We start from the raw sequence: 22,833 nt of genomic DNA, 5'->3' as shown, positions 1-22,833 counted from the left end.
AATAGGCACCGATCGCAGCTCCAGTAGGTATTCCATTTTTGCGGGCTTTTTTCGAAGATTTTTGACTTGCCGCGCGGTGAAACTCCGCCTTAACGCTCCCGACGTCTTCGATTCTCGCGGAGCGGGATCCGTGTTCGAGATATGGGACGAGATTTTACGCACTCGCCCCCCGACGTCGGTGGACCGGTGCGGGAGGCCGTCGGCCTGCCCCACGGAATCCTCGCTCACTCCAACACGGGCAACAGCTCCGGCAGATGCCCATCCGACAGAGCCGCCGCCCGCTGCCGCTCCTCCGTGACCTCCCCGTAGAGGGTGGTCCGGGGCCGGGCCGGACGTCCCGCCGCCTCCGCGACCGCGATCAGGTCCTTCACCGACTTGTACGAGCCGTACGACGACCCCGCCATCCGCGAGATCGTCTCCTCCATCAGAGTGCCGCCCAGGTCGTTCGCGCCCGAGCGGAGCATCTCCGCCGCGCCCTCCGTGCCCAGCTTGACCCAGCTGGTCTGGATGTTGGGGATGTGGGTGTGCAGGAGAAGGCGGGCCATGGCGATGACCGCCCGGTTGTCGCGCATCGTCGGGCCGGGCCGCGCGATGCCCGCCAGGTACACCGGGGCGTTGGTGTGGATGAAGGGGAGCGTGACGAACTCCGTGAAGCCGCCCGTCTGTTGCTGGATGCGGGCCAGGGTGCGGAAGTGGCCGAGCCAGTGGCGCGGCTGGTCCACGTGGCCGTACATCATCGTCGAGGACGAGCGGATGCCCAACTCATGGGCGGTCGTGACGACTTCGATCCAGGTCGCCGTCGGCAGCTTGCCCTTCGTCAGGACCCAGCGGACCTCGTCGTCGAGGATCTCGGCCGCCGTGCCGGGGATCGTGTCGAGACCGGCTTCCTTCGCGGCTGTCAGCCACTCGCGGATCGGCATCCCGGTGCGGGTCGCGCCGTTCACCACCTCCATGGGCGAGAAGGCGTGGACATGCATGCCGGGGACCCTCTCCTTCACCGCGCGCGCGATGTCGAAGTAGGCGGTGCCCGGCAGGTCGGGATGGATTCCGCCCTGCATACAGACCTCAACCGCCCCCACGTCCCAGGCCTGTTGGGCGCGGTCGGCCACCTGGTCCAGGGACAGCGTGTAGGCGTCGGCGTCCGTGCGGCGCTGGGCGAAGGCGCAGAAACGGCAGCCGGTGTAGCAGACGTTGGTGAAGTTGATGTTCCGGGTGACGATGTAGGTGACGTCGTCCCCGACCGCCGACTTCCTTACGTCGTCGGCGACTTGGCACAGCGCGTCCAGTGCGGGGCCGTCCGCGTGGAAGAGGGCCAGCGCCTCGTCGTCGGTCAGACGAGTGGGGTCGTCGGCCGCCGTGCGCAACGCCTGCCGTACGTCCGTGTCGATGCGCTCCGGCACCATCCCGGGCGCCGCGGCCTCGCGCAGGGCGCCCCAGTCGCCGTACACCTCGTCGAAGTCGTCGCGCCGGTCGGACGTACGGCCGTCGGTGTCGATGGTGGTGTGCAGGTCGGTGCGGCCGGACGACACGAACACCTCCTCCGGCTCCTGCCACGGGTGCCCCTCGACGATCGCGTCCTCGCGCGCGAGGCCCGTCTCGGGGTCGGCGAGTGCTCGTACGTGCGGGAGGAGGCGGGGGTCGAGCCAGGGCTCGCCGCGCTGTACGAACTCCGGGTAGACGCAGAGGCGTTCGCGCAGTTCGAAGCCGACGGCCGCCGATTTCGAGGCCAGTTCCTCGATCTGGGGCCAGGGGCGTTCCGGGTTGACGTGGTCGATGGTGATCGGGGAGACCCCGCCCCAGTCGTCGATGCCGGCGCCGATCAACCGCTCGTACTCGGAGTCGACGAGGTTGGGCGGGGCCTGGAGGCAGGCGCTCGGGCCCATGATGTGGCGTGCCACCGCCACCGTCGCGACGAGCTCGTCCAGTTCCGCGTCGGGCATTCCGCGCATCGCGGTGTCCGGCTTGGCGCGGAAGTTCTGGATGATCAGTTCCTGGACGGAGTGGTAGGCGCGCGAGATCCTGCGGAGCGCGAAGAGCGACTCCGCCCGCTCCTCGTACGTCTCGCCGATGCCGATCAGGATCCCGGAAGTGAAGGGGACGGACGAACGACCCGCGTCCTCCAACACCCGTAGCCGTACGGCGGGTTCCTTGTCCGGGGAGCCGTAGTGCGGGCCGCCCGGCTCGGACCAGAGGCGGGTCGCGGTCGTCTCCAGCATCATGCCCATGGAGGGGGCGACGGGCTTCAGACGCTGGAAGTCCGTCCAGGACATCACGCCCGGGTTGAGGTGGGGCAGCAGGCCCGTCTCCTCCAGGATGCGGATCGAGATGGCGCGGACGTACGCGATCGTGTCGTCGTAGCCGTGCGCGTCGAGCCACTCGCGCGCCTCCGGCCAGCGGTCCTCGGGCTTGTCGCCGAGGGTGATCAGCGCTTCCTTGCAGCCGAGGGCCGCGCCGCGGCGGGCGATGTCGAGGACCTCGTCCGGGGACATGAACATGCCGTGTCCGGCCCGGCGGAGCTTGCCCGGCACGGTCACGAAGGTGCAGTAGTGGCACTTGTCACGGCAGAGCCGGGTCAGGGGGATGAAGACGCTCTTCGAGTACGTGATGACGCCGGGGCGACCCGCGGCCTCCAGGCCGGCGTCCCGTACGCGGGCCGCGGACGCGGTGAGGTCGTCGAGGGCCTCGCCGCGGGCCTGGAGCAGCACGGCCGCCTCGCCGACGTCGAGGGCGACACCGTCCCGGGCACGTTTCAGGGCGCGACGCATGGAGTTCTCGGTCGGGCCGGTGGCGCCGGGGCGCTCGGTGGAACCGGTTCCGGAGGTCTCGGGAGTCGTCATCCTTCGAGCATACGATCGATGTGATCAGGTCCAGCAGGGGCCGCCCTGTCCGTTCGGGCGGCCGAACGTTACAGGGCGGCGCTTTCCCGTCCGGCCATGGTCTGCCGAGCCAGTAGCACCTGGGTATGACCACGGGCGTACGAGTACGGAGCTACGCGCACAGGGCTACAGGTAGGGGGCGTACCCGTCCAGCAGGCCGAGCACCTCCGCCTCCCCGGCCGGCGGCAGCTGCACCACGGTCTCCTCGATGCCCAGCTCGGCGTAGTGGGCGAGCTTGCCCGGGGTGGGCTGGACCGCGTACGGGACGACCTGGAGGGCGGCCGGGTCGCGGCCCGCGTCCGCCCACACCGACCGCAGTACGGGCAGTGACTCGGACAGGCCGCGCCCGCCGATCGGCAGCCAGCCGTCGGCGTACTCGCTGATGTGGGCGAACAGTTTCGGCCCGGCCGAGCCGCCGATGAGGGTGCGGGGGCCGACGACCGGCCCACGCGGCTTCTGCACCGGCTTGGGGTACGCGCTGCTGGCCCGCACACTTCCGAACTCGCCCTCGTACGCGGTCGGTTCGTCCGCCCACAGGGCGCGCATCAGCGCCATCCGGTCCCTGGTCAGCTCGCGCCGCGTACGCCATTCCACACCGTGGTCGGCGGCCTCCTCGACGTTCCAGCCGTAGCCGAGTCCGAGGGTGAAGCGTCCGCCGGAGAGGTGGTCGAGGGTCGCGATCTGCTTGGCGAGGTCGATCGGGTCGTGCTGGGCGACGAGCGTGATGCCCGTGCCGAGGGCGAGCCGCTCGGTGACGGCGGCGGCCTGGCCGAGCGCGACGAAGGGGTCGAGCGTACGTCCGTACTCGGGCGGCAGGTCGCCGCCCGCCGGGTACGGGGTGGTCCGCTCGACCGGTATGTGCGTGTGCTCGGGCAGATACAGCCCGGCGAACCCGCGCTGTTCCAGCTCACGGGCGAGTCGGGTCGGGGTGATCGTCTCGTCGGTGAGGAAGATCGTGACGGCTAGGCGCATGTCCATATCTGTACCGGCCGATGCCCCGTCTGTCCATACCGACCGGTCGGCATCGGTCGAACGTCACTCGGGCCACCCCTCTGTCTTGTCACGGCGATTCCCCTGTCTTGTACGGGAGTTCACTCCCGGGCACGAGAGTGGCCATGAAAGTGATACACGCCACCACTGCGTCACCCACGTCACACCCCGACACCCTGGGAGCGGCAGCATGTGCGAAGACGACCACGGAACCAGCGCCGGAGACGGCACGGGAAACGAGCTGGCCAGACGCGCTCTGTTCGTGACGGGAGCCGCCGCCGCGCTTACGTTGGGAAGCGTGACCTTCTCCCACGGCACCCCGGCCGCGGCGGCGGCCGACGGCAACGACGGTACGGAGACCAGGACCGTACGGGGCACGCTGCCCACCGGCTCCCCCGACTTCGTCTACCTGCCCGTCGAAATCCCGGAAGGCGTAAGGGAGTTGAGGGTCTCCTACAGCTATGACCGCCCCTCCGTCCCGGCCGGCACCGCGGGCAACGCGCTCGACATCGGTGTGTTCGACCAGCGCGGCACCGAACTGGGAGGCAAGGGCTTCCGGGGCTGGTCGGGCGGGGCCCGCACGGAGTTCTTCGTCCGCGCGGACGACGCGACGCCCGGCTACATCCCGGGCCGGGTGGAGGCCGGCACCTGGCACATCGCGCTGGGCCCCTACACGGTCTCCCCGCAGGGCCTCTCGTACGAGATCACCATCACGCTGACCTACGGCGAGCCCGGCGACGCCGTCGACCCGGTCTACCCGCCGGAGCGCGCGAAGGGGCGGGGCCGGGCCTGGTACCGGGGCGACTGTCACCTGCACACCTGGTACTCGGACGGCCGCCGAACCCCCGCCGAGATCGCGGCCCTGGCGCGGGCGGCGGGCCTGGACTTCATCAACAGCTCGGACCACAACACCCACTCGTCGCACGCCCATTGGGCCGCGGAGGCAGGCGACGACCTCCTCGTCATGGTGGGCGAGGAGGTGACGACCCGCAACGGCCACGTGCTCGCGCTCGGCACTGACCCGGGGACGTTCGTCGACTGGCGCTACCGGGCCCGTGACAACCGCTTCGGCAAGTACGCGCGCCGGATCCGCCGCGCCGGCGGCCTGGTGGTCCCGGCCCACCCGCACGCCACCTGCGTCGGCTGCAACTGGAAGTTCGGCTTCGCCGAGGCGGACGCGGTGGAGGTGTGGAACGGCACCTACTCGCCCGAGGACGAGGTGGCGCTCGCGGACTGGGACGGCATGCTGGTGGCGTCGGTGCGGGAGGGTGCCCCGGGCGGGCGCGGATGGATCCCGGCCATGGGCAACAGCGACGCCCACCGCGATCCCGACCCGGTGGGCGTCCCGCAGACGGTGGTCCTGGCCGACGACCTGACCCGGGAGGCGATCCAGGAGGGGTTGCGGGCAGGCCGCTCGTACGTCGCCGAGTCGAAGTCGCTCTCCCTCTCCTTCACGGCATCCGGCCCGAAGGGCGAACACGCGGACATCGGGGGCCGGTTGAAGGTGTCCGAGGACGCCCCGGTGACGGTCCGCCTGGAGGTGTCGGGCGCCCCGCGCTGCACGGTCCGCTTCGTGACGGACCAGGGCGTGCTGTTCACCAGCGCGGTCCTGCCGGTGGCGGGCGCGGGGGTCGTGGAGTGGCGTACGACGCCCCAGTACGCGGCGTACGTCCGGGCGGAGGTGCGGCACGAGGCGGTGCTCGCGCCGCTGCCCGGGGCGTTGGCCGCGTTCACCAACCCGATCTTCCTGGGGCGGTAGGCGGCTCGCGTCAGGCGTGGGTGCCGGTACCGGACCTGCGGCGCCGTACGACGTACACGGCACCGGCGCCGAGGACCACGGCCGCGCCGCCCACGCCGGCGATCACCGGGAGCGCGGAGGAGGAGCCGGTGTGGGCGAGGTCGCCGGTGGGGGTGGGGCCGGGGGTGACCGGTGCGGTGGTGCCGGTCTGGGGAGTGGGGGTGTTGCCGCCGGTGCCGCTGGTGGGCGTGGAGGTGGCTCCACCGCCGTCACCGTCTCCGGTGTTCGTACCGGGCTTGTGGATGGTGAAGGCCCAGTGGTCCCCGTATTCGCACACACCCTTGTTCTCGGGGAGACCATAGGTATCGGCTTCGAGATAGCCGCTCCCGATGTTCTCGTGTTCGAGTTCGGGGAACCTGCCGTAGGGCATGTTCTTGCCGACCTTGATGCGCACGGCGACGTTCGTCGTCCTGTGGGGGGCCACGTCGTAGTAGCCGAGCAACGAGCCGCCGATCTGCACCTCGTCCCACCAGACACTCTTCCAGGTACGGGACTTGGCATCCCACTCCTGGAGATTGACGTACTCCAGCACCTCGTTCGGCAACGTTCCGTCGGGAGCGTTGCCGTGCGCCATCCTCTCCAGCCCGACCTGCACCTTCTTGAGGGCGATGTCCGAGCGGTTCTCCAGCTTGAACGTGATCTCGCGCCAGGCACCGTCCGCGACCAGCTTGTTGGTCCCGGCGGAAATGGTGGTTCGCAGGATCTTGTCGTCCTTGCCCGGCTCACTGGGGCACTCCGGCTCCCCGTCGGCAGGCGGCACGGACACGGACGGGGAGGCGGACACCGACGGTGAGGCGCTCGCCGAGGCCGGAGCCGACGCGGACGCCGGACCGGACGGGGACGGCGACGCGGACTCACTCGACGCCGGCGCCGAGGCCGACGGGCTCGGCGACTCCGTGGCGTACGAGGTGGTCGCGACCGTTCCGGACAACAGCGCCGCCGGGATCAGCGTGGCGGCGACCGCCAGGGCAGGGCGTGCCAGGGCACGGCGAGAATTCATGAAATGACCCCCGGTGAAAGGAAGTGGGCAGCGCGAAACGCACGACATCGCGCAGGTTCCGCAGACACCTGTGTGACCTCTGGGGCGCCTCGATGGTTGTGGCGAACCATGGACGACTGCCGTTGATACGGTCCGGCCATGGCTGAAACACAAGGCACACAGGGCGCACAGGGCACCACCGTCACCGCGGACGACGTCGACCACGCCGTGCGCTCGGCGGTCAGTGCCCTGCGTGGGGCACAGGCTGCCGACTGGGGCGCCGACGCCGGTTCACTGGAGTGGGACTGCTGGGAGACCGTCGAGCACCTGGCCGACGACCTGTTCTCGTACGCCGCCCAACTGGGCCCCGAGAAGCCGCCGTTGGACACCCACATCCCCTTCGTGTGGAGCCGCAGGAAGCCGGGCGGCCCGGCGAACGTCATCTTCGCGGACCGCGAGTCGGGGCCGGCCGGACTGCTCCAGGTGCTGGAGGCGAGCGGCGCCCTGCTGACCGCCATCGTGCGGACCAGGCCGCCGACAGTCAGGTCTCACCACGTCTTCGGCGCGGCCGACCCCGAGGGCTTCGCCGCCATGGGCATCGTGGAGACCCTGGTGCACACGCACGACGTCGCCGAGGGCCTGGGCGTCGAGTGGATCCCCGACCCCGACCTGTGCGACCGGGTACTGCGCCGCCTCTTCCCCGACGCCCCGACCGACACCGAACGCTGGCCGACCCTCCTGTGGGCCACCGGCCGGGCGGAACTCCCCGGCCGACCGCGCCTCACGAAGTGGCGCTGGTACGGGGCACCCCGTACGCCCGAAGGGTCATAGGGCACGGATGCCGGCCGGGGGGCAGCTCACTCGGCGGACGCCAACTCGGCCACGACGGCGGCATGATCGGACGGCCAGACATCCCCGACCGGCCCGTCCCCCGCCCGCCGTACCGCACGCACATGCCCGAGGCCTCCCGGCCACGGCACCCCCACATGGATGTAGTCGATCCGCGCGCCGGGGCCGAACCCGGCCGCGACATACGGGTTGGCGGCGTCCCAGGTCGCCGACGGAGCCGCCGGATCGGCCAACTCCCAGGCGTCCATGAAGACTTGGCCGGGGACGGGCGGGGCAGTCCGGTAGCCCCCGAACAGACGGATCTCGTCGGAGTCGGGCCAGGCGTTGAAGTCGCCGGTGACGACGGGCGGGAAGTCGGTGCCGCCACGGTGCTTCGCCACGAACTCCGCTAGAGCGGTGACCTGTTGGCAGCGGACCGCCGAGGCGTGGGCCGCGGAGGTGAGGTGGGTGGTGAAGAAGGGCACGTGGTGGCCGGGGGCGGCGAGGCGGGCGTACAGGGCGATGCGTCCGTCGTCCAGGTCGTCGGGGGCCGGCAGCCGTATCGCCTCGCTCTCGACGACGGGCCAGCGGCTCAGCACCGCGTTGCCGACGTCGACCTTCTCGCCCCCGATACGCCGCTGCCAGCGCTCGGGTGCCCCGTAGGGAGCCCAGGTCCAGTGCAGCCCCAGTTCGTCGGCGAGCCAGCCGGCGAGGTTCTCCCCGCCGAACTCCCAGACCTCCTGGAGCCCGACCACGTCCGGCCGCAGATCCCGCAGAACGGCGAGGATCGCCTTCTGCCGCGCTTCCCAGGGCCCGAACCGCCACCACAGGTTCCAGGTCACCACGCGCATACTCGCCACCGCCCACCCGCTCGCCCAACTGTCGTCTCTCTGGGACACCATTCAAGAACACAACCAACAGCAGCGGCACGCGCCCAGGAGGCACAGGAACAAGATGTCCCGCTTCGGAGAATTCAGAGAGTTCAGATTCAAGGCTGCCACCACCTTCCAGCGCCGCATCGGCAACCCCGTCACGCGCCGCCTCCCCTTCCAGACCCTCCTGGAGACCACGGGCCGCACGTCGGGCCTGCCTCGCGTCACCCCGCTCGGCGGCCGCCGCATCGGCGACACGTTCTGGCTGGTCTCGGAGTTCGGCGAGAAGTCGCACTACGTACGGAACATCAAGGCTGATCCCCGGGTGCGGGTGCGCGTCGGTGGGCGGTGGCATTCGGGCACGGCCCACCTGATGCCGGACGACGATCCGGTCGCCCGCCTGCGGACCCTGCCGAAGGTCAACAGCACGGGCGTACGGACCCTGGGGACGAATCTGCTGACGGTACGGGTCGATCTGGACGGCTGAACCTACGTCCGCCCGCACTCCGCCCACAGCATCTTCCCGCCCTTCGACGCCCCCAGCTCCCGCAGCACGGACACACCCCACGAGTCCGCGCACGCCCGTACGAGGTGCAGCCCGCGCCCGCCTTCGGCGTCTTCCGGGGGTACGCCGACAGGGGCGCCCTCCTCGCGGAAGCCGGGCGGGACCCGGGGGTCGGTGTCCCAGACGGCTACTCGGAGCCGGTCGGGTTCGCCGGAGAAGAGGCGGAGCATGTAGGGGCCCTTGGTGTGGAGGTGGGCGTTGGTGAGCAGTTCGGCGGTGGGGGTGAGGTGGGCGAGGTCATGGGCGGCCAGGACGGTGCGCAGGGTCGCTCGGGCGATCCCGGGTGCGCGCGGATCGTGAGGGAGCTGGAGGGCGTAGCTCCAAGAGGACTTGCTCAAGGTGGGCGAGCACGAGCACGTGTCGATTCGTGTAATCCCCTTCGACGCGGGTTCCTACCCCGGCTCGGGCCAGTCGGTCTACTACGTGAGCGGCCCCGTATCGACACTCGACACCGCACAGTTGGACCAGTCCCACGGCCCCGGGTTCATCGACTCCGAGGCCCAACTGGCCCAGTACCGGCTGCTTCTCGAGCGGCTGGAGGCCGCCGCCCTCCCCCCAACAGAGTCCCAGAACCTCATCCACGACATCGCCAACCAGCTGTGAAGGAACCCGAGATGGCCGCCACTACTTGGCAGAAGTCGTCCTACTGCGCCCAGGGCGAGGCCTGCGTCCATATATCCGTCACCGCCGAAACGGTCCTGCTCTCCGATTCGGCAACCCCCGCCCCCTCATCGATCCTCGCCACCAGCCACGACGCCTTCGGCGCCCTCGTCCGCATGCTCAAGGCCGGCGACCGGTCGACGCTCGCGTAGAAGCTCGTGCAACCAGATGCAACATGCTCGACAACGGAGGTCGGCCTGTAGCTTTGCCGATCTGCTCCGGTCCGCCGAAGAGTCCGCCGTTCATCTGGAACTGCGCGACACGTACTGGGTGGAGAACGAGGACACGGCAATCGCGAGCTGGAAACTCGGTCATCGCCCCGACCCGCAGAACCGCGAGTCGTGGCGGCGCCCGCGGCTCGACCTCGTACAAGGTCGCCGCGAAGGCGTTGCCGTACGTCGGGCCCGGATCGTACCGACATCCAGGGGAGTCGACTCCGCCGGTCGCCCCGCCGCCGAGTTACGCGCCTCGGCCACGGCGGTGATAGCTCGGCGGCTCACCGGTCCTGAAGTCTCCGCGATAGATTCCGTGCCGCAACTCGGAGGCGTAGCCCTCGAATTCCGGTACCCCCATCGCCCTGGCCACCGAGAGTTCCGCTTCGACGTCGTACGGAACCCGTACGAACTGCAAGGAGAACGGGGCGTCGGCCGCAGAGTCGAGAACGCCCTCGACGATCACGTACACCGGCGTCGGGTCGTCCATGCTGTTGCCCACGCTGCCGGTGTTGAACAACGTGCGGCGCTCCCGGTCGACTTCGTAGTACGCGTCGTGGGTGTCGCCGTAACCGACCACCGTGGGCACCGGACCGTCGCCGGTGGCCGGGGTGTTGGCGAACATGTCGAGGAACTCGGCCTCGTCGTGGTCGAACCGCACCCTTCGATGCACCGAAGTCGACGACGCGTGGAAGAGCCGCACCCAGCGTCCGCTGATCAGGAAGTCATGGCTGAAGGGAAGAGCACGAAGCCAACTGCCCTGCCCCTCCGACAACTGCCCGAGCCACCACGCCATCGCCTCGCTGTCGAATTCACGGGCCGGGTTCGGCAGGAAGTCGTCCCAGTTCCCCAGGATGTTGACTTCGCAGCGCTCCCGGCACACGTCGATGACCTCCCGTCCGCGCGGGCCCTTGCCCACGTAGTCGCCGAGGTTGAATATCCTGCGAATCCCCCGGGCGTCTATGTCGTCCAGCACGGCTTCGAGTGCCGTGAGGTTCCCGTGGACGTCGGAGATGAGAGCGATGCGTTCCAGGTGTGGACGCGGGGCATGTGAGTGCATGCCTGATATCTTCCCCGCCTTCAACCGCTGGGTACTTGAAGGATGCACCTGCCCGATGAGACAGCCGCCTCCATGAAGGCCAAGGGAAACCCCACGAGTCGGCACACGCCCGTACGAGGCGCAACCCACGCCCGCCTTCAGCCTCGTCCAGCCGGTACGTTGCGTTGACTTGCGTTGCTTTTGCCCAGTGACCGTGGTCGCTCCGTGGGGGACGACTTCGGAGTCTTCCAGGTCATGGTCCACCTCTTCCGCGTCTACCACGTCCCGCCTGTGCTGGGCGGTCAGCAGACGGTGGCCGCCTTTTCCGTGTCCGGTCGGGCCGGCCCCTTCACGCCGTAGCCGGCCCGGCCTCCTCGCGCGCGTGCTGCCGCCGCACCGCATCCCGTAGCGCCGTCCGCACGGGCTCGGCCGGAGGGGGGCCGCCCGCGCTCACCCCGACGATCGCTTCGGCGACCTCGCGGAGCTTGGTGTTCGTTTGCTGGGAGGCCTCGCGCAGGGCGTTCCAGGCCTCGTCGGCTGTGCACGCTTCGACCGCCATGAGGATTCCGCGGGCCTGGTCGATGACCGGGCGGGACTCGATGGCGTGTTGCAACTGCTGGACCTCTTCCTCAAGTCGCCGCACCTGTTCCGCGCGTTCCGCGGCCACCGCGGAAAGTCCCTGTTCAGAGCCCAGTAGGGCGACCAGGTGACGGGTGTCCGGGGGCAGCCACGCGGAGGTGGAACCTGCGGGGTCGGACGCGGCGGCCGGGACCGACAGGCCGGTGATCTCCAGGATGCGGCGGGGCTGGCCGTTCCAGTTGACGGTCCATAAGGGGACGCCCGCGACGGCTCTGAAGTCCTCCAGTCGCTCCAGGAACTGGAGTCCGGCCGTGTCCATGAAGGTCACTTCGGCCATGTCCACGACCAGCCCGTCCGTCCCGTCGGGGAGCTTGTCCAGGACAGGTGCGAGCACCGTTGTGCAGCCGTGGACGATCTCTCCGCTCGGTGCCAGGACCGCCGTGGTGCCCCGCATCTCGGTGCGGACGGTCAGCGGCACGTTGCCGACCGATGCCGACTGAGGAGAAACGGGGGCGACAGACATGTACTCACCTCGGGTCTGGGTCCGGATGTGCCGACGGGTCCGCGCCACGCTGCACGCGGCTCTGACGTAGCCCGCGGCCGTTGTTCTGTCGCGCCTTCCCCGTCCGGGACGGCCTATTCCGGAACCGGCGTGGAGATGCGGGGCCTGTTTCGCGGAACCGCCGCCCACGCACTCGCCGCCTCGCTCGCCACTGTGCGTGGTGGGCGCTGTGGGTAGAGCTGTGCATGAATGCGACCTTGCGGGGCAGGGGGATATGGCAACATCGTGCGGGTCGTTCTGGAGGTGCGCATGAGCGTCTTCCCTCCGCCGACCGCGCGGCAGAGAAATCGAGGTGCAACCGGCACACGGGGGGGGAGCGTGGACAGCCTGCGGCGGACCAATGCCTCGACGTCGGTGGCGGCTCCGCCGGGCAACGCGTTGCGGCTGGGTCCGCTGCCGGACCGCGCGGGGTGGCGGGCGGTCGGCGAGATCACCTCGGCCACGTGCCCGGCCTGGGAGCAGACGTTGAAGCAACTGACCCGGGGTATGTCCCTGCGTGAGGAGATCGTGGGCCATCTGGAGATGTCCGCCGTGACGTTCGTCGATGTCGCAGGCGCCTCGGCCCTGGCGGTGGCCGCCCAGGACCTCTCGGTCGAGCGGCGCATCGTGGTCGAACGGCCGCCCGCGACTCTGCCACGACTGCTGGACATGTTCTGGCCCGATTTGCCCGTGATCGAGGTGGTGGCACGATGACTGCCACGAAGACCGCTGGGTCGACCGACGAGTCGACCGCGGAGCCGTTCGTGCATCCCGCCCTGTTCTACCGGGGCGAGGAGGAGTACCTGGACGGCACGGTGCCCTTCATCCGCGAGGGGCTGAAGGCCGGACATCCGGTGGCGGTCGCCGTGCCCGGCCCGAACCTGGCCCTGCTCAAGGGCAGCCTGGGCGAGGAAGCCGCGTCCGTGCGCTTCCTCGACATGACCGACGCCGGCCGCAACCCGGGCCGGATCATCCCGAGGGTGCTGCGCGCCTTCGCCGACGCCCACACCCAGACACATGTACGGATCATCGGGGAGCCGATCTGGGTCGGCCGCAGCAGCGTCGAGTACCCGGCGTGTGTGCAGCACGAGGCGCTGATCAACCCGGCCTTCGAGGGCCGGGACGTGACCATCCTGTGCCCGTACGACGCCGAGCGCCTCGACAAGGAGGTACTCACCGATGCGTACGCCACCCACCCGGTGATCATCTCCGGCGGCAGTCGGCGGACCAGCCCGTCCTACGCGCCCGGACAGGTCGTCGCCCGCTACAACCGGCCGCTCCCGGCCGCTCCCGCGGCGGCCGAGCCCCAGCACTTCGGCGTCGACGAGCTGCCGGTCGTCAGGCGATTCGCCGTCGCGCGGGGCGCGCAGCTGGGCCTGTCCGGCGTACAGCTGGACGATCTCGCGCTCGCGGTGGCCGAGCTGACCACCAACAGCGTGGTGCACGGCGGCGGTTTTGGCAGCCTGCGGATCTGGGCCGAGGAGTCGCAGCTGGTGTGCGAGGTCCGCGACCGCGGGCAACTGAACGACCCGCTCGCCGGCCGCCGCCCGGCCACCCGGGACCAGCGAGGCGGACGCGGTCTGCTGCTGGTGCACACCGTCGCGGACCTGGTGCGCGTCCACACCGACCCCGACGGCACGGCGATCCGGTTCTACCTCGGCCGCTAGGCGCTCCGCGGGCAGCGCGGTGGTGATCCTGGGGGCCAGTGCGGGCAGGCCGGTGCAGGCCGGTCGCGTGCGGCGGAGCCGCACGTCGTCGGGGGCGACGGCCCTGCCCACCCACGCTCACCCCGCCCAGACGACCGCCTGCACCTCCCCGTACGCGTGCAGCGCGTACGACCCCACATCGCGCCCCACCCCGCTCCGCTTGAACCCGCCGAACGGTGCCTCCATGTTCCGGCCGACGGTGTTCACGCCCACGCCGCCCGCCCGAAGTCGGCGCGCGACCCGGAAGGCGCGGGCCACGTCCCCCGACCAGACATAGTCGATGAGGCCGTACTCGCTGTCGTTGGCCAGCGCGACGCCCTCCTCCTCGTCGTCGAAGGGGATGACGGTGACCACCGGCCCGAAGATCTCCTCCCGGGCCACCCGCATGTCGTTCGTGCAGTCGGCCAGCAGAGTCGGGGCGACATAGAACCCCCGCTCGTACGGCGGCCGTTCGCCTCCCGCGACCACCACCGCGCCTTCCTTCCGGCCGAGTTCGACGTATGCCTCGACCCGGTCCCGGTGCGCCGCCGAGATCACCGGCCCGACCACCGTGCCCTCCGCGCGTGGGTCGCCCACCTTCAAGTGACCGGCGTACACGGCAAGTTGGTCCACGAGCTGCCCGTACACGCCCCGCTGGACCAGCACCCGGGTCGGTGCCGTGCAGATCTGGCCGCTGTAGAACGAGAACGTCGTGCCGATGCCCGAGACCGCCGAGCGGATGTCCGCGTCGTCGAAGACGAGGGCCGCGCCCTTGCCGCCCAGCTCCATCAACTGGCGCTTCATGCCCCGGCCGCACACCTCGGCGATCCGCTGTCCGACCGCCGTGGAGCCGGTGAAGCTGACCATGTCGACGTCCGGGGAGTCGACCACCGCCTCACCGACCCCGACGCCCAGCCCGCTGACCACGTTGACGGTCCCCGGCGGCGCGCCCGCCTCCTCCAGCGCCTCCGCCATCCGGTACACCGACAGCGGGTCCTGCGGAGCGGGCTTCACGACCACCGTGTTGCCCATGGCCAGCGCGGGCGCGATCTTGCCGGCCGGGTTGGCCCACGGGTTGTTGTACGAGGTGATGCAGGAGACCACACCCACCGGCTGGCGTATCGCCAGCGCGCCCATCACCGCGGCCTTCCCGAACGGTCCCCCCTCGTTGACCTGCGGCGGGATCGCCCACTCGGCCGGTTCCACCTTCGCGTACCGGCGGAAACGGGCAGCGCCCACGCCCACCTGCATCCCGCGCGCGGTCCCCGTCGTGGCGCCGGTCTCCGCCTGGGCGAGGGTGGCGTACGGCACCAGACGGCTCTGGATGATGTCCGCGGCGCGGGCCAGGACGGCGGCCCGTTCCTCCGGTGAGGTGCGCGACCACGGCCCGAAGGCCTCGCGGGCCCCCGCCGCTGCGGCGTACGCCTGCTCCCGGGAGGCCTCCGGTGCCCGCCCGACGACTTCCTCCGTCGCCGGGTCGATCACCTCGTAGTGCCCGTCGGCCGGCTCCACCCACGAACCGCCGACGAACAGCCGCTGTCCGTCGCTCACTTGGTGCTCACCGTCGCCGTGTCACGGCCCGAGCGAAGCACTCTGCCCGGTACCGCGCCCGTCACCGTGTCGTTCCGGATCGTCTCGACTCCGTTGACCCATACAGCAGTTACGCCGATCGCCTTCGAGTCGAGACGCGGGCTGTCACCTGGCAGATCGTGCACCAGGGTGGCCTTGTCGGCGGCGATCCGCTCCGGGTCGAAGAGAACCAGGTCGGCGTGGAAGCCCTCCTGGACACGGCCCCTCTCGCGCAGGCCGAACAGTCGCGCCGGTTCGTCGGTCAGCATCTGCACCGCCCGCTCCAGCGACACGAGTTTCCGGCCGCGCAGACAGTCGCCGAGGAAACGGGTCGTGTACGGGGCCCCGCACATCCGGTCCAGGTGCGCGCCGGCGTCGGAGCCGCCGAGCAGCACGTCCTCGTGGCGCCAGGTCTCGGCACGCAGCGCCCAGGACGCCGGGTCGTTGTCGGTGGGCATGGGCCACAGGACCGTACGCAGCTCGTCGGCCACACAGATCTCGACGAGGCAGCTGAAGGGGTCGAGGCCGCGTTCGGCGGCGATGTCCTCCACCACCCTTCCGGTCAGGCCCTCGTTCGCCGCGCTGTAGGTGTCCCCGATGACATACCGGCCGAAGTCCGTCAGCCGCCGGAAGACACCGGCCTCCTCGCTCTGTCCCCGGCGGACCAGTTCCGCCCGCACCTCCGGGTCGGCGAGTCTGGCGATCCGCTCGGCGACCGGCAGGCCGAGCACCGGTCCCCACCCGGGGATCAGGTTCAGCGCGCAGAAGGTGCCGAGGGACATGTTCATCGGCGTGAGGATGGGCATGGTGAGGGCCACGACCCGGCCACCCGCCTTGCGGGCGCGCTCACTTGCCTCAAGCTGGCGGGGTACGCGGGCCGGCACGGACGAGTCGATGGTGAGCACGTTCCAGTTCAGCGGGCGCCCGGCCGCCGCGCTCATCTCGACGAACAGATCGATCTCGGCGTCGCTGAACTGGTCGAGGCAGCCCGCGACGATCGCCTCGATCTGGGTGCCCTCGTGTTCGCCGACCGCCTGGGACAGGGCGAGGAGTTCGGCGGGCAGCGCGTGCCGGGACGCCACCGGTTCGCCGTCCCCGTCGGAGTGCGAGGACGACTGTGTGGTGGAGAATCCCCAGGCTCCGGCATCCATGGCCTCGTGCAACAGCCTCAGCATGTCGGCGAGTTGCTGTTCCGTCGGCTGTCCGCCCACCGCGTCCGGGCCCATGACGTACCGGCGCAGCGCGCAATGCCCCACCATGAAACCGGCGTTGACCGCGATCCGCCCCTCCAGCGCGTCCAGGTACTCCCCGAAGCCGCTCCAGGTCCAGGGCGCCCCCTCCTCCAGCGCGACCAGGGACATCCCCTCGACCTTGGACATCATCCGGCGCGTGTAGTCGGCGTCCTCGGGCCTGTCCGGGTTCAACGGGGCAAGGGTGAAGCCGCAGTTGCCGGCAGCGACCGTCGTGACCCCGTGGTTGAGGGACGGCGTGGCATACGGGTCCCAGAAGAGCTGGGCGTCGTAGTGCGTGTGCGGATCGACGAACCCGGGCGCGAGGACCAGCCCGGACGCGTCCTCGGTGGTCCGGGCCTCCTCGGTGATCCGGGTCCCGATGCCCGCGATGCGGCCGTCCCGTATCCCCACATCGGCGACGTAGGCGGGCGCGCCGGTCCCGTCGACGACGGTGACGCCCGCGATCAGATGGTCAAGCACGGCTGCACCTCTTCCCAACGGCCGCGCAGACGCGCCCCCTTAGGGGCGCGGGGAACTGCGCGAGAAACCACAACGAACCCGCACCCGCCGACGACAACCTCAAGCCGCCCCCCGGAACCGCGAGGTGCGATGCACAGGGTCGGTGTCGATCTTCGGAATCACATGCTCACCGACCAGCTGAATCGTCTGGAGCGTGTCCTCCCGAGAGATCCCGATAGGCATCCCGAAACTCAACTGGTCGGCCCCGGCCTGCTCCCACCGCTTGCACTGCGTCAGCACCTCGTCCGGGTCCCCGCAGATCAACAGCTCCTCGGCGATGAGCAGTTCGATGATCTCCTCGTTGAACTCGGGCAGCGTCTCCGGCCAGACAGGGAACCCCTCGGGACGAGGGAACGTGTCGTGGTACCGGAAGAGCAGCGACTGCAGATAGTGCAGCCCACCGCCCGCCGCGATCCGCACCGCCTCGGCGTGCGTCGGCGCGCAGATCGCCGTCGACGTCACCATCACGTTGTCGTTGACGTAGTCCCCGACCGGCTCGGCGTCCACGATCGCCGTCTTGTACTGCTCCAGCACCCACTCCATGTCGGAGACCTTCTGCACGCTGAAGCCGAGCACCCCGAGCCCCTTGCGGGCGGCCATGGCGTACGAGGGCGGCGAGCCTGCGGCGTACCACATCGCGGGGTGCGAGGGGCCGTACGGCTTGGGCAGGATCTTGCGCGGCGGCAGCGACCAGTGTTTGCCCTGGAAGCCGACGTATTCGTCCTGCATCCACATCTTCGGGAACTCGGCGATCGTCTCCTCCCAGAGTTCCTTCGTGTGGTTCATGTCGGTGATGCCGGACATGAAGCCGAGGATCTCGTGTGAGCCGGCGCCCCGGCCGGAGCCGAACTCGAAGCGGTTGCCGGTGAGATGGTCGAGCATGGCGACCTTCTCGGCCACCTTCACCGGGTGGTTGACCGGGGCGAGCGGGTTGAAGATGCCGGAGCCGAGGTGGATGCGCCCGGTGGCGTGGGCCAGGTAGCCGAGGTAGACGTCACTGGCCGAGATGTGCGAGTACTCCTCCAGGAAGTGGTGCTCGGACACCCAGGCGTACTTGAAGTTCGACTTGTCCGCCTGAATGACGTACTCGGTCTCCTCCATCAGCGCCTTGTGCTCCGCGAGCGGATCGGTCTCGGCCCGCTTGCCCACGTATCCCTGTACAAAGAGCCCGAATTCCAAGGAGGTTCACCGTCCCCAGTAACCGTTCCTGACGTTCCTGACGTATCTGACGCAGCGTCAGATTTGTTGAGTCGACTGTTCCACCGGCCCCTGGGACCGTCAATAGCTGACGGTCAGTCAGGTACGGGAGGATGGTCGGATCGGGTCGGTCAGACGACGGAGACGCCCGCGAGCCAGCCACCGTCGATCACGAACGGCTGCCCGGTGATGTACGAGGAGTCCTCCGAGGTGAGGAACAGCGCGAGCCGCGCCACCTCGTCCGGCCGCCCGATCCGCCCGAGCGGCACGAGCTTGCGGTACAGCTTGTCCAGCCCCTGCGAGGCGCTCTCGGCATCCGCGTCCGGGTCGAGTACGGCCGGGTTGGACATCGCGGTGTCGATCGCGCCCGGGCACATGGCGTTGACCCGGATCTTCCGGCGCGCCAGTTCCAGCGCGGCGACCCGGGTGAGCCCGACGATGGCGTGCTTGCTCGCCGCGTACGCCCCGACCGCCGCCATCCCGGTCACCCCGGTGTACGAGGCGGTGTTGACGATCGTCCCGCCGCCCGCGTCGGCGATGCGCGGCGCGACCGTCTTCGTGCCGAGGAAGCAGCCGACCTGGTTGACCTGCACGACCTGCATGAACTCGTCGAGGGGCGTGTCGAGGATGGTGTTGAAGCGGAGGATGCCGGCGTTGTTGACCAGTCCGTCGATCCGGCCGTAGGCCTTCTCGGCGGCGGCGACGGCGGCCTGCCAGCCCGCCTCCTCACGTACGTCGAGATGGACGTAGAGGGCGCCCAACTCCTTTGCCAGAGCCTCCCCTTGATCGTCGAGCACATCCGCCACGACCACCCGAGCGCCCTCCGCCACGAAGAGCCGCGCCTCCTGCTCCCCTTGACCGCGTGCCGCGCCGGTGACGAGTACGACCCGTCCGTCGAGCTTGCCCATGCGGAACCCCTTCGCAGCGTTCACATCGATGGAGGTCAGCATCGTACCGCCGGATCTGACGATCCGTCAGAGTCGGTGGGCAGGTGTGCCGCGTGTGCGAGAGCACACACAAAGTGACCGGCGAGTAGGGATATTTGACCCTGTCGCGAACCCACAGGTGATGCCAATAATTCTCCACGAACAGGTAAAGCGAACACCAAGGACCCCAGGGACGGAGCGGCATGGCCAAGAGGCGTCTGAAGAACAGGAAGATCCGACTCGTGGCGGTTGGATCGGCGCTCGCGACCGGCGGCGTGATCATCACCCTCCTTCCGTCGGCGAACGCGGCCGAGGAGAAGACACCCGAGCAGATCATGACGCTGTGCCAGAGGGCCAAGGTGCTCAACGGTAAACAGCAGGACATCTTCGACTTCGGTGGCCATCCGATTGCCGGCCCGAGTTTCGAGTCCGACAACTGTGATTTCGTCGAGACGAAGTTCGAGACCTTCGACGGACCCACCGAGAAGTCGTCCATCGATTTCCCGAACTGCGAACCGAACGCCACCGAACCGTCGAAGGTGTCCATCACCTGGTCGGCGAGCGCCTCTCAGGGGCAGGGCAAGTACACCGTGACCCAGCAGGGTGGCGGCGGAGGTCTCTTCGGAGCCATCGGCGGCTCCTGGCTCAAGCACAAGGGCACCCTGGACCTGACCACGAAGGTGGCTTCGGCGGGCGACACCGAAGAGCGCGAGGTCCCTGTCGGCAAGGTGCTCCACATGGAGTTCACGCCGACGCTGCAGCGGATGACCGGTGAATGGCGGGTGCGCATCGACGCCAACCCCGGGAGCTTCGCCGTGAACCCCTCCCCCGAGAAGAACTTCGTCGCACCCGATGTCATCGAGGGGCCCGCCATCCTGCCCGGCGCCGCCGGCGCCCCCGGTCTCATGGACGGCACCTCCAAGGCGGTCCTGGAGGACTGCTGACCCTCCTCGATCCAGCCTTGAGCACCTCGATCACCACAGGTCAACAGCTATATCCCCCCCAGGAGAACCCCATGAGCCGCACCGGCCGCGCCAAGAGCCACCGGAGCAAGAAGAAGCGCATCACCCTCGCCCTGGCCCCGGTGGCGGCCCTCGCGGTGGCCGTCCCGCTGATGGCCCAGGCGGGCGCCGCCACACCCTCCGAGGTGTCCGCGGACTGCGCGTCGAACTCGGACAGACTCGAGGACTGCGACTTCGTCCCCGTCCAGAACAAGAGGAACAGTCTCGGCCCCAACCAACGGGTCTCCGCGGTGACCGACAACTGCGGATCGACCGGCACCGCCTCGAAGACCTTCAAGGTGGCCACGTCCGTCAGCCGGTTCATTCAGCTGGAGGACGGCTTCGTCGCCGCGGCGGACTCGAAACTGGTGGGCTCGATCGTCGAGGTCGGCGTCAGTTTCAACACCTCGGAGATCAACATCACGACGGACGACAAGACGACCGGTCTGGAAATCAGCCGCACCGACACCGTGCAGGCGGACAGCATAGGTTTCTTCATGTGGTCGGCCAAGCGCACCGACGTGAGCGGATTCCTGCGTGCAACATACAAGGAAGAACAGGACGGCCAGAAGGTGTTCTTCGCACCGAGCGAGGGTGCCGCGACCGTCCACGTCTTCTATCCGCAGCTCCTGAAGAACGGAACCCCGGACGGCCGCCTGTGGCTGCGCAATGTGAAATGCGGAACTCCGGAGGCCAACGGAATCCAGAATTCGAGCAACAGTATCCGGACGGAGCCGGGATTCGAAGAGGGCGGCAAGAACGTCACGGACGTGGAAGTCCCGCTGTCGGAGATCCCGGCGTCGGAGATTTCGACTCAGTAGCCGAATTCGAGACACAAGTCACCGGATGAGGCGGCACCGGTTGTTCTCATGTTTCTCATATGCGAACAGCCGGAGTCGCCCCCAGCCATCTCAGGACCGCGTCCGTACTCCCCCGGGCGTCGAGCTTGGCGTAGATGTTGCTGAGGTTGTTGCGGACGGTCTTCTCGCTCAGCCTCAGCCGCAGCCCGATCTCCTGGGCGCCCAGGCCGGTCGACAGCAACTCCATGATCTGCCGTTCGCGCGGCGAGAGCAGACTCCGCAGCCGCTCCATCGCCGCCCCGGCTACGGACGCGCCCTTCACCCCCTCCTCGGAGGCCCGATGGGCCCCCTCCCGGAGGGCGGCGCACGCGACCGGTGAGAGGTAGGTGTGCCCGACCGTGGCCGCCATGACCGCCGAGGCCAGCATGCAGGTGCAGTAGTCGCCCTCGACCAGATAGCCGGCCCCGCCCCGGAACACCTCCACCACGGTCTCCGTGTCCCGCCGGGGACTGACGACGATCACCGGAACGCTCACGGCGCCCATGGCCCTCAGCAGCACCGGAAACTCGGCCGCCGGCTCCTCGCACCGCAGGACGACGACGTCCACCGCGCCCTGCTCCCCCAGTTCCCGGTACGGCGGGGCCACGTGTGACGCCCGCCCCACATGCGGGTCGTCGGGGTCCGGCCAGTCCTGGTGCGGCCACTCACCCTCGGCACAGGCGAGGGCGACGGACAGCCTCGGTGAGGGGTGGTCGACGAGCCGGGAAGCGCGCACCGTGCATGTCCTTCCGCCGGAACGATGACGTCCGTACGTCCCTACGTACGCGTCCCAGCATGGACATGTTCAAAGGTTCAATGAGATCCAGGCAGGCTGTCGGACAGGTCCCCCTTCGACCCGCTCTCCAGCAGTGGGCCCACTTCCTCCCCGAACTGCCTTATCTGGTCGGTGAGTTCAGCGAGACTGCGGCTACGGAACCGAACCTGGATCTGGTCCACCCCCATCGCGCCGTACGCCCGAAGCGACTCGGCGAGGGCCTCCGGCGACCCGCTGATCGTCCGCCGCCCGACATCCCACCCGGGCTCTCCGACGTACAGCGGCTCGGTGATGGCCCCGATGGTGAACGGCCCCTGGACGTCTGCCTCTTCGCGCAGTCGCCGGATACGGGCGATCTGGTCCGGGAGACGGTCACGGGGGTCGCCCTGCGGCAGCCAGCCGTCGCCCTTGAGCGCGGCCCGGCGTACGGCGGCGGGGGACGACCCGCCGACCCAGAGCGGTACACGTTCCTGGGCGGGCCGCGGCTGCTGGCCGAGCCCCTCGAAGTCGTACAACTTGCCGTGGTGCTCCGGGAATTCGTCCGGGCCGAGTGCTGCGCGCAACGCGTCGATCGTCTCGTCGAGCACGGCACCCCGGCGCTCGAAGTCGACCCCCAGCACCTCGAACTCCTCCTGTACGTGACCTGCCCCGACCCCGAGGATCAGGCGCCCGCCGGAGAGATGGTCGAGGGTGGCGTACTGCTTGGCGGTGACGAGGGGGTGGCGGAGGCCCACGACGGCCACATGGCTGAGGAGTCGGACGTGTTCCGTGACGGCGGCGAGGTGGGCGAGGGTGGCTACGGGGTCGTACCAGACGGTGCTCATCGCGGGGGCGAGGCGGCGCGGGATGGCGACGTGGTCGCAGCTCGCGAGGTAGGCGAAGCCGGCTCGGTCCGCGGTGCGGGCGATGTCGAGGAGGTCGGCGGGGGTGGCCGAGGTCTCCCAGGGTTCGGTGTAGAGGGTGGACTGGGACTGGATGGGGAGTTGCATGCCGTAGGTCATGGGCGCGTCCCTTTCCCTGCCTTGAATCTGACGATCCGTCAAATCGGATCGCGATGGCCATCGTCACGGCTGACGCATCGTCAGGCAAGGGGTTGCCGAGCTTCCCTCCGGAGGTCCTTGTCCTCGAACTCCCGAGCAGGGGAACGCAGA

24 protein-coding genes and 1 pseudogene are annotated in these 22,833 nt (G+C 69.4%); 12 read left to right on the top strand and 13 right to left on the bottom strand.

Annotated elements, in window-relative coordinates:
* Positions 1 to 224 precede the first annotated feature (224 nt).
* Complete coding sequence (locus OHN74_RS24990) at positions 225 to 2,837, bottom strand: bifunctional FO biosynthesis protein CofGH (protein ID WP_327696824.1); 2,613 nt, start codon at positions 2,835 to 2,837, stop codon at positions 225 to 227.
* Positions 2,838 to 3,002: 165 nt separating this feature from the next.
* Entirely contained in the window at positions 3,003 to 3,848 is an 846-nt protein-coding gene (locus OHN74_RS24985; RefSeq protein WP_327696823.1) for an LLM class F420-dependent oxidoreductase, read from the bottom strand.
* Between the two features lie 208 nt (positions 3,849 to 4,056).
* Between OHN74_RS24985 and OHN74_RS24980 the strand changes: the two genes are divergently transcribed.
* Positions 4,057 to 5,625, top strand: coding sequence for a CehA/McbA family metallohydrolase (locus OHN74_RS24980; RefSeq protein ID WP_327696822.1), 1,569 nt, complete (start codon positions 4,057 to 4,059; stop codon positions 5,623 to 5,625).
* Positions 5,626 to 5,635: 10 nt separating this feature from the next.
* On the opposite strand, the gene OHN74_RS24975 is transcribed toward OHN74_RS24980, so the two are convergent.
* Entirely contained in the window at positions 5,636 to 6,424 is a 789-nt protein-coding gene (locus OHN74_RS24975; protein ID WP_327696821.1) for an LAETG motif-containing sortase-dependent surface protein, read from the bottom strand.
* Between OHN74_RS24975 and OHN74_RS24970 the strand changes: the two genes are divergently transcribed.
* Together OHN74_RS24970 and OHN74_RS24965 are read left to right on the top strand one after the other, a co-directional pair.
* The gene (locus tag OHN74_RS24970) at positions 6,378 to 6,671 is read left to right on the top strand and encodes a hypothetical protein (RefSeq protein WP_327696820.1); all 294 of its coding nucleotides are present in this window, start codon (positions 6,378 to 6,380) and stop codon (positions 6,669 to 6,671) included. The two genes, OHN74_RS24975 and OHN74_RS24970, sit on opposite strands and share 47 nt — an antisense overlap.
* Positions 6,672 to 6,802: 131 nt before the next feature.
* Entirely contained in the window at positions 6,803 to 7,474 is a 672-nt protein-coding gene (locus OHN74_RS24965; RefSeq protein ID WP_327696819.1) for a hypothetical protein, read from the top strand.
* 26 nt (positions 7,475 to 7,500) lie between these two features.
* Here OHN74_RS24965 and OHN74_RS24960 read toward each other — a convergent pair whose 3' ends face one another.
* Complete coding sequence (locus OHN74_RS24960) at positions 7,501 to 8,322, bottom strand: endonuclease/exonuclease/phosphatase family protein (protein WP_327700258.1); 822 nt, start codon at positions 8,320 to 8,322, stop codon at positions 7,501 to 7,503.
* 103 nt (positions 8,323 to 8,425) lie between these two features.
* Here OHN74_RS24960 and OHN74_RS24955 point away from each other — a divergent pair, with 103 nt between their 5' ends.
* Entirely contained in the window at positions 8,426 to 8,830 is a 405-nt protein-coding gene (locus OHN74_RS24955) for a nitroreductase/quinone reductase family protein (protein WP_327696818.1), read from the top strand.
* Between the two features lie 2 nt (positions 8,831 to 8,832).
* On the opposite strand, the gene OHN74_RS24950 is transcribed toward OHN74_RS24955, so the two are convergent.
* On the bottom strand, positions 8,833 to 9,246 hold the full coding sequence (locus OHN74_RS24950) for an ATP-binding protein (protein WP_327696816.1): 414 nt from the start codon (positions 9,244 to 9,246) through the stop codon (positions 8,833 to 8,835).
* A 19-nt stretch (positions 9,247 to 9,265) separates the two neighbouring features.
* Between OHN74_RS24950 and OHN74_RS24945 the strand changes: the two genes are divergently transcribed.
* The 3 genes and pseudogenes from OHN74_RS24945 to OHN74_RS24935 form a co-directional block, all read left to right on the top strand.
* Positions 9,266 to 9,511, top strand: a complete 246-nt coding sequence (locus OHN74_RS24945) for a Scr1 family TA system antitoxin-like transcriptional regulator (protein ID WP_327696815.1) — start codon at positions 9,266 to 9,268, stop codon at positions 9,509 to 9,511.
* Positions 9,512 to 9,522: 11 nt separating this feature from the next.
* Entirely contained in the window at positions 9,523 to 9,720 is a 198-nt protein-coding gene (locus OHN74_RS24940) for a DUF397 domain-containing protein (protein ID WP_327696814.1), read from the top strand.
* Between the two features lie 16 nt (positions 9,721 to 9,736).
* Positions 9,737 to 9,970: pseudogene (locus tag OHN74_RS24935) on the top strand (DUF6879 family protein); the annotation flags it as partial.
* Positions 9,971 to 10,027: 57 nt separating this feature from the next.
* Here the strand turns inward: OHN74_RS24935 and OHN74_RS24930 are convergent.
* Positions 10,028 to 10,840, bottom strand: coding sequence for a metallophosphoesterase family protein (locus tag OHN74_RS24930; protein ID WP_327696813.1), 813 nt, complete (start codon positions 10,838 to 10,840; stop codon positions 10,028 to 10,030).
* 204 nt (positions 10,841 to 11,044) lie between these two features.
* Between OHN74_RS24930 and OHN74_RS24925 the strand changes: the two genes are divergently transcribed.
* Positions 11,045 to 11,179, top strand: coding sequence for a hypothetical protein (locus OHN74_RS24925; protein WP_327696812.1), 135 nt, complete (start codon positions 11,045 to 11,047; stop codon positions 11,177 to 11,179).
* On the opposite strand, the gene OHN74_RS24920 is transcribed toward OHN74_RS24925, so the two are convergent.
* Positions 11,169 to 11,921, bottom strand: a complete 753-nt coding sequence (locus OHN74_RS24920; protein WP_327696811.1) for an ANTAR domain-containing protein — start codon at positions 11,919 to 11,921, stop codon at positions 11,169 to 11,171. The genes OHN74_RS24925 and OHN74_RS24920 overlap by 11 nt on opposite strands.
* A gap of 357 nt (positions 11,922 to 12,278) precedes the next feature.
* Here OHN74_RS24920 and OHN74_RS24915 point away from each other — a divergent pair, with 357 nt between their 5' ends.
* The gene (locus OHN74_RS24915) at positions 12,279 to 12,653 is read left to right on the top strand and encodes a hypothetical protein (RefSeq protein ID WP_443060440.1); all 375 of its coding nucleotides are present in this window, start codon (positions 12,279 to 12,281) and stop codon (positions 12,651 to 12,653) included.
* On the top strand, positions 12,650 to 13,606 hold the full coding sequence (locus tag OHN74_RS24910) for a sensor histidine kinase (protein WP_327696810.1): 957 nt from the start codon (positions 12,650 to 12,652) through the stop codon (positions 13,604 to 13,606). The genes OHN74_RS24915 and OHN74_RS24910 overlap by 4 nt, the downstream gene beginning before the upstream one ends.
* A 117-nt stretch (positions 13,607 to 13,723) precedes the next feature.
* Here the strand turns inward: OHN74_RS24910 and OHN74_RS24905 are convergent, their stop codons facing one another.
* The 4 genes from OHN74_RS24905 to OHN74_RS24890 all read right to left on the bottom strand — a co-directional run bounded on the left by OHN74_RS24905 (position 13,724) and on the right by OHN74_RS24890 (position 19,049).
* On the bottom strand, positions 13,724 to 15,175 hold the full coding sequence (locus tag OHN74_RS24905; protein ID WP_327696809.1) for an aldehyde dehydrogenase family protein: 1,452 nt from the start codon (positions 15,173 to 15,175) through the stop codon (positions 13,724 to 13,726).
* Positions 15,172 to 16,905, bottom strand: coding sequence for an N-acyl-D-amino-acid deacylase family protein (locus tag OHN74_RS24900; protein ID WP_327696808.1), 1,734 nt, complete (start codon positions 16,903 to 16,905; stop codon positions 15,172 to 15,174). The genes OHN74_RS24905 and OHN74_RS24900 overlap by 4 nt, the downstream gene beginning before the upstream one ends.
* A 99-nt stretch (positions 16,906 to 17,004) precedes the next feature.
* Positions 17,005 to 18,123, bottom strand: a complete 1,119-nt coding sequence (locus OHN74_RS24895) for an LLM class flavin-dependent oxidoreductase (protein WP_327696807.1) — start codon at positions 18,121 to 18,123, stop codon at positions 17,005 to 17,007.
* A gap of 149 nt (positions 18,124 to 18,272) precedes the next feature.
* Entirely contained in the window at positions 18,273 to 19,049 is a 777-nt protein-coding gene (locus tag OHN74_RS24890) for an SDR family NAD(P)-dependent oxidoreductase (RefSeq protein ID WP_327696806.1), read from the bottom strand.
* A 221-nt stretch (positions 19,050 to 19,270) separates the two neighbouring features.
* On the opposite strand from OHN74_RS24890, the gene OHN74_RS24885 reads away from it, so the two are divergent.
* Together OHN74_RS24885 and OHN74_RS24880 are read left to right on the top strand one after the other, a co-directional pair.
* Positions 19,271 to 20,011, top strand: a complete 741-nt coding sequence (locus tag OHN74_RS24885; RefSeq protein ID WP_327696805.1) for a hypothetical protein — start codon at positions 19,271 to 19,273, stop codon at positions 20,009 to 20,011.
* Positions 20,012 to 20,082: 71 nt separating this feature from the next.
* On the top strand, positions 20,083 to 20,889 hold the full coding sequence (locus tag OHN74_RS24880; protein ID WP_327700256.1) for a hypothetical protein: 807 nt from the start codon (positions 20,083 to 20,085) through the stop codon (positions 20,887 to 20,889).
* A 55-nt stretch (positions 20,890 to 20,944) separates the two neighbouring features.
* Here the strand turns inward: OHN74_RS24880 and OHN74_RS24875 are convergent, their stop codons facing one another.
* Complete coding sequence (locus OHN74_RS24875) at positions 20,945 to 21,643, bottom strand: helix-turn-helix transcriptional regulator (protein ID WP_327696804.1); 699 nt, start codon at positions 21,641 to 21,643, stop codon at positions 20,945 to 20,947.
* Between the two features lie 77 nt (positions 21,644 to 21,720).
* Positions 21,721 to 22,683 (bottom strand): LLM class F420-dependent oxidoreductase, encoded by a 963-nt coding sequence (locus tag OHN74_RS24870; protein ID WP_327696803.1) that lies wholly within the window; start codon positions 22,681 to 22,683, stop codon positions 21,721 to 21,723.
* Positions 22,684 to 22,833 lie beyond the last annotated feature (150 nt).

Origin of the sequence: Streptomyces sp. NBC_00459 (genome assembly GCF_036013955.1) — a bacterium.
GTDB lineage: Bacteria > Actinomycetota > Actinomycetes > Streptomycetales > Streptomycetaceae > Streptomyces.
This window is presented reverse-complemented; position numbering and strand designations above follow the sequence as displayed.